Raw genomic sequence first — 4872 nt, 5'->3', positions numbered from 1 at the left:
CTCCAGCCCCTGGCCCGTCCCCCATGAGGGGCGCAGCCTCCCGGCTCGCTCAGCTTCTCGCCGACTACCCGGATGAAGCCCGCGAGAAGGCCACCGCACCGCAGGTCGTACCCGGCCTGCTCACCATCAAGGCCAACCAGTTCCAGATCGTGAGCCGCAGCAGCGTCATGCCGCTGCAATGCCCGTACGGCGACGGCGTACTCGCGGTTCGCGTCGACGGCCCCGAGGCGATCTTGGAATGCGTCCAGGGGCACATCACGGCCTCATGGCAGCTCGACGCCGCACGGGTACGCATGGCGGTCGCCCGAGCGACCGGGGCCCGGCCTTCCGCACCGGGAAGCCACCTGCTCCCCGAGCTGCTGATCGCGTCGACGTCCCTGGACCGGCACAGCGACCCGGTAGAGGTCAACGTGTTCCTGCGGACGCCGACGCACCCGATCGTCGGCCGAGACGGCGTATTGCGGAAGCTCAACCACATCATCGACCGCCGCGGCTGACACGCCTCTCGGCCGCCCGCGTGATGATGAACTCGGGGTGGCGCGCCTTCATGGTCGTGGGCAGGCCGGCGGCCCGGCGCGCTCGCCGGTACGTCAGCGCCCACCCCGTGGTGTGCTCGACCGATCCGTTGGGGTCGAGTGCCGCGCGCCACCACAGCCAGCCGATCATGTACTCACGGCCGTCGGCGCCGGGCGCCGCGAACGCCACGGCCACCTCGCCGGTCTTGTGAGCCAGCGTCTCGACGACGGCACGGCTCTGACCGAGGGCGATGAGGTCGCGGCGGACCTGCTCGCGTGCCGACTGCACGGCGCCCCGGAGCACGCCTCGGGCGAAGCCCCAGCCGACCAGGCCGATGACCGGGACAGCAATAGCGAGGAGCACGGTCCACCCGACCGTCATCGGGTGGAGCCGCCGAGGCGGATCTCCGCGACCGGTTCCATCGACATGCGCCATCCGCCGCTGGCCTCATCCTCCGTCCAGGTCACGGAAACCAGGTGTACACGATCCACATGCATCGGCGCCCGCCGTGGGGTGATCTCGTTCCGCAGGCGCGAGTTGAGCCGGTCAGAGGAGGCGGTGTCGTCGGCGTAGCAGAACGAGACGTGCCCCCGGCCGCCCTGGTGCTGGAGTGCGGCCTCGCCCCGCACCTTCCTAATCCCCGTACGTGTTGCCCCACGCACCACTTCGAACTCCGCCTCCGGCCACAAGTCGAAGACGCCCCCCCGCGATGTTCGCGATGGGGGGGTCCCACCTCGGTCGTGAACGGGGCGATGTCGGCGAGCTCCGCCTCCAGGGCCTCGACGAGTTGTTGGATCGCAGGCTCGTCATATTCGTTGGCCGGGGCGTCCGCCAGCATCTCCAACGTAGCGTGCAGCAGCCCCGCGTCGTCGCCGGTGGCCGAGATCTGAGGGTCGACCGGGTATCCCTCCGTCAGCAGCACGCAGGACCGCGCGAGCGACAGCACCCCGTCATCGACCCCCGGGCGGGGCAGCACGTAGACGTGCAGCGCCGGCATCCCGCTCGGCCACGGACGGCCCTGAAAGTGCGGAACGAACCTCTCCATCAATCCCCCTCGCATCGTGGCCCGAAACGCTCGAACGAAGTCCTGGCGGTCCATCCTGGCCTGAGGTACATACTCCGCGCAGCCGAACGGATCAGCCCCCTACGGTCAGCGCGAGACCGCATCCAGTGCGCCCGACCGGTGCCGTGTGTGTGAGGGCACGGCGTCGCTCATCACGGCCGATGGCGCAGGACCTGCTCACCCGAACTTGTGCCGGATCTCTGCCGTGATCGCGTGGTTGGTGTCGCGTAGCATCACCAACCTCATCTCGTGCAACCAGGGGCGGTGGTGCCGGAGCGCGGGACGATCTTCGCTCTCGCCTTTGGTTGTGTGCGTAGCTGACCGTCAGCCTGTCCCCAGGAACTCCCGTGCTCCGCGGAGCTGGGTGCTCAGCCGTTGCTGAGTGGCGCGGCTGTCGAGGCGTACGTCGAGGGCCCCGGGCAGGTGGCTGTCTGCCCTGAGGCCGGCGGGCAGAAGGGCGGGATCGAGTCCATCCCGTTGCGCGACGAGCACGCCGAGGTCGTAGCGGCTGACGGCGTCGGGACCGGCCAAGTGGAAGACGCCGGTCGCGTCGGTCAGCGCAAGCTCCCACAAGGCAGCCGCGAGGTCGGCGACATGGACGGGGCAGCGGGTGTCATCCGTGAACAGAACTCCATCCCGTGTGCCGGAAGCGAGTTCGTGGACGACGCGTTCGTGGGAGGACCCGCCGTCGCCGATGATCAGCGAGGTGCGGGCGACGACGGATGCCGGGTGGAAGAGGCGTATGGCGGTCTCGGCGGTGGCCTTCGCGGCCCCGTAGGGGGTGACGGGATCGGGGAGCGCTGTCTCGTCGTAGTGCACGTCGGCCCCGGAAAAAATCGCGTCGCTGGACACGTGCACCAGACGGATCCCCCTGCTTGCCGCCGCCACGGCGAGGCGGATGGGACCGTCGGCGGTGACCGCCCAGTCAGCGTTGCCACTGGACGCGTTGATCACCGCGCTTGGGGTCACGGCGTCGAGGACAGCATCGAGGCGAACGGAGTCGCGCAGGTCCAGCTGATGCCACTTAGTGCCGCCACCGTCGCCGGGGCGGGAGTTGAACGTCGCGACCGTGGCATTGCCCGCGGCGCTCGCCTGACGCACCAGCTCCGTCCCGAGGAACCCACTGGCCCCGATGATCAGCACCGTCATGGCGCTACACGGTAGCGCAGGCCGGCTCCTCTGGGCACCTGCGGATGACAATGCATCTTGAAATGCGAATAGGCAACGCGAGCGGAAGTCGGTGGGCTTCATGACGCGTGCGTACGCATCGAGTTCGCACGCCGAGCCTATCTTTTCCGGGTGGTATCTCGAAGGTCGCGCGGAGGGTTCAGGAACGGCTATTGTGAGCGTCCTGTCGCCCGTTCCTCGCGGGGGTCTGGCTCGTGCTCTGCACGGGGCGGTTCGGTGTGCCGAGCTGTCCTGTCCGGAGCACGCAACCGGCGTGCCCCTCACAGGGAGGTGGATCGCATGTGTGATCCGTCGCGGCAGGAACCCTCGTCAGGAGGTAGCCCTCGCAAGGGGCTTCAGCGGTTGAAGGCCATCTGCGCCATCGTGGCGCGCGTGGCGTCTGCTCTGGCCAGCTGTGCGACCGTGCTGGCCTTTCTGATGAGGTAGGGCGCCGCCCGGGACCGGGGTCTAGACGGTCCCGGACGGCAGTCCGGGGAGAGGCCGGCGTGGACGTTCTCGTCTGCGTCGGCCTCAACTTTTGTCGCGACCAGATTGCTAATCTACGCTGCGGCAACTTTGCTAATCTTCCCGCGCTGAAAGTTTGCGTCGTAATTTCCGTCGTAACTTTGGCGCCGAAAGTGTGACGCTAATAAGTTGCCGCGTATTTGGGGTGTGCGTCAAGTTTTAAGCGTCGCTCCTAATCTAGCTTTCGGGCTTCCCGGAAGCTAGCTCGTCGGACCCCGCTGGCCAGTCTGGAGTCACATCCGTGCAGGTCAGATCTGGTGGCAGGTGTTCAGCTTCGGCGGCGGCCAGGTTACCGGCCGCGGGCGCGCTGGGCGGGCACGGCTGCGGGGAGCCTGCGGGCGGGCGCCGGGAGCGGCCTCGGGGTCGGCCGTGTGGATGATGGAAACAGAGCAGCGGCGGTGCTGGCGAGCTGGGCCAGGAGGTCGTGGGGAACGTCGGCTGAGAGGCGGATGGTCCACGCCGCTCGGTCGAGGTTGTTCCCGCCGTACAGCATCCAGCGGTCAGTCTCGGCGCGCGGGGTGTGCTCGAAGGTGATGGCGTCGGCTGCGGTCCAGGTGGTGCGGGCGGGGTGGCTCGCCGGGTGCCATCCGGCGTCGCGGAGGACGTCGTGTGCTTCCCAAGCGGCGACGAGCGGCGGGGCGTCGAGGTGCTGCAGGATCGTGTGGATCAGGGCGACAGGGGTGCCGGCGGTGATGGTGGCGTGCCAGAGGCGTTCGCCAACCGGGCCGTCGTACTCGGCGATGGTCCAGGCGACGTCGGTGCGGTGGCGGGCTTCGTGGTCGAACTCGACTCGCACGGTGAGGGATTCATGGGAGGCGATGGTCGTCTCGTCGAAGGGTCGGTACCTCTCCCACTGGCGCTCCTGGGCGAACAGGGCCTGGAGGAACGCCTCGTGCTCGCCGGGCTCCGCGACCGGCGGCTCGACCGAAGGCGCGGGGGCCTGTTCGGCGGTGGTGGCCGGGGGCTTGCCCGTGAGGAGTCGACCGACGGCCTGTTCGAGGTCGGTGAGCGGGGCGGGGCCGGGGCGGACGGCGACGGAGTAGAGCCGGTGGAACTCGGCGACGGCCTCCGCTTCGGTGTCGAAGATGATGTCGGTCTCCTGCCGCAGGTGGTTCTCACCATGGAGGTGCACGTGCCGTCGTACGCCGGTGGTGTAGGAGCCGACGGCGACGGTGGTGTGCCCGTCGTCGGCGTGCAGGTGGATGATCAGCCGGCCTTCGGCGATGTCGTCGTGGATGCGCTGGGCCTGGGCGCTCACCGCGCGGATCTCGTCGCGGGTGCACCAGGGATAGGGGTAGTTCGCCCAGGTCCACTCGGTGTCGATCTCCTCCTGGAGGGCCGGGGCGATCTCGGTGGTGTAGCCGTACTGCTGGAGGAGGTGTGCCGCCTTGGCGGTGTAGTGGGGTTCCTCGCGGTCGATGCGGGCCAGGACCATCGTGGCCGGGCCGGTGCTGCGGAAGCCGAGGTCGTGCAGGTCGGAGCGGGCGGCGTCGCTCGTCGGCCCGGACGTGGTGGCGATGACGGCGGGATGGTGGTCCGGGTGGAGAGTGAAGCGGATGTGGGCGTCGGCGGGGGCGTGCATCGGGGGGTCCTTCGGGGGT

General features: G+C 69.0%; 5 protein-coding genes. 1 reads left to right on the top strand and 4 read right to left on the bottom strand.

Going from position 1 to position 4872, the window contains the following annotated elements; translation table 11 throughout:
- A partial coding sequence (locus QK442_RS35840) for a hypothetical protein (protein WP_282698329.1) occupies nt 1-497 on the top strand: 497 nt, incomplete at its 5' end.
- On the opposite strand, the gene QK442_RS35835 is transcribed toward QK442_RS35840, so the two are convergent.
- The 4 genes from QK442_RS35835 to QK442_RS35820 form a co-directional block, all read right to left on the bottom strand.
- Complete coding sequence (locus tag QK442_RS35835) at nt 478-897, bottom strand: hypothetical protein (protein WP_282698328.1); 420 nt, start codon at nt 895-897, stop codon at nt 478-480. The genes QK442_RS35840 and QK442_RS35835 overlap by 20 nt on opposite strands.
- Nucleotides 894-1145 (bottom strand): hypothetical protein, encoded by a 252-nt coding sequence (locus QK442_RS35830; RefSeq protein ID WP_282698327.1) that lies wholly within the window; start codon nt 1143-1145, stop codon nt 894-896. Before QK442_RS35830 ends, QK442_RS35835 begins: the two co-directional genes overlap by 4 nt.
- 758 nt (nt 1146-1903) lie before the next feature.
- Nucleotides 1904-2728: a sugar nucleotide-binding protein gene (locus QK442_RS35825; protein ID WP_282698326.1), complete on the bottom strand. Its 825-nt coding sequence runs from the start codon at nt 2726-2728 to the stop codon at nt 1904-1906.
- Between the two features lie 832 nt (nt 2729-3560).
- Nucleotides 3561-4872: DUF317 domain-containing protein (locus tag QK442_RS35820; RefSeq protein ID WP_282698325.1), on the bottom strand; the 1312-nt coding region annotated here is incomplete at its 5' end.

This window comes from Streptomyces sp. CC208A, assembly GCF_030010625.1.
Lineage (GTDB): Bacteria > Actinomycetota > Actinomycetes > Streptomycetales > Streptomycetaceae > Streptomyces.
The sequence above is the reverse complement of the archived record's forward strand: the minus strand, read 5'-3'. Positions and strand labels throughout refer to the sequence as shown.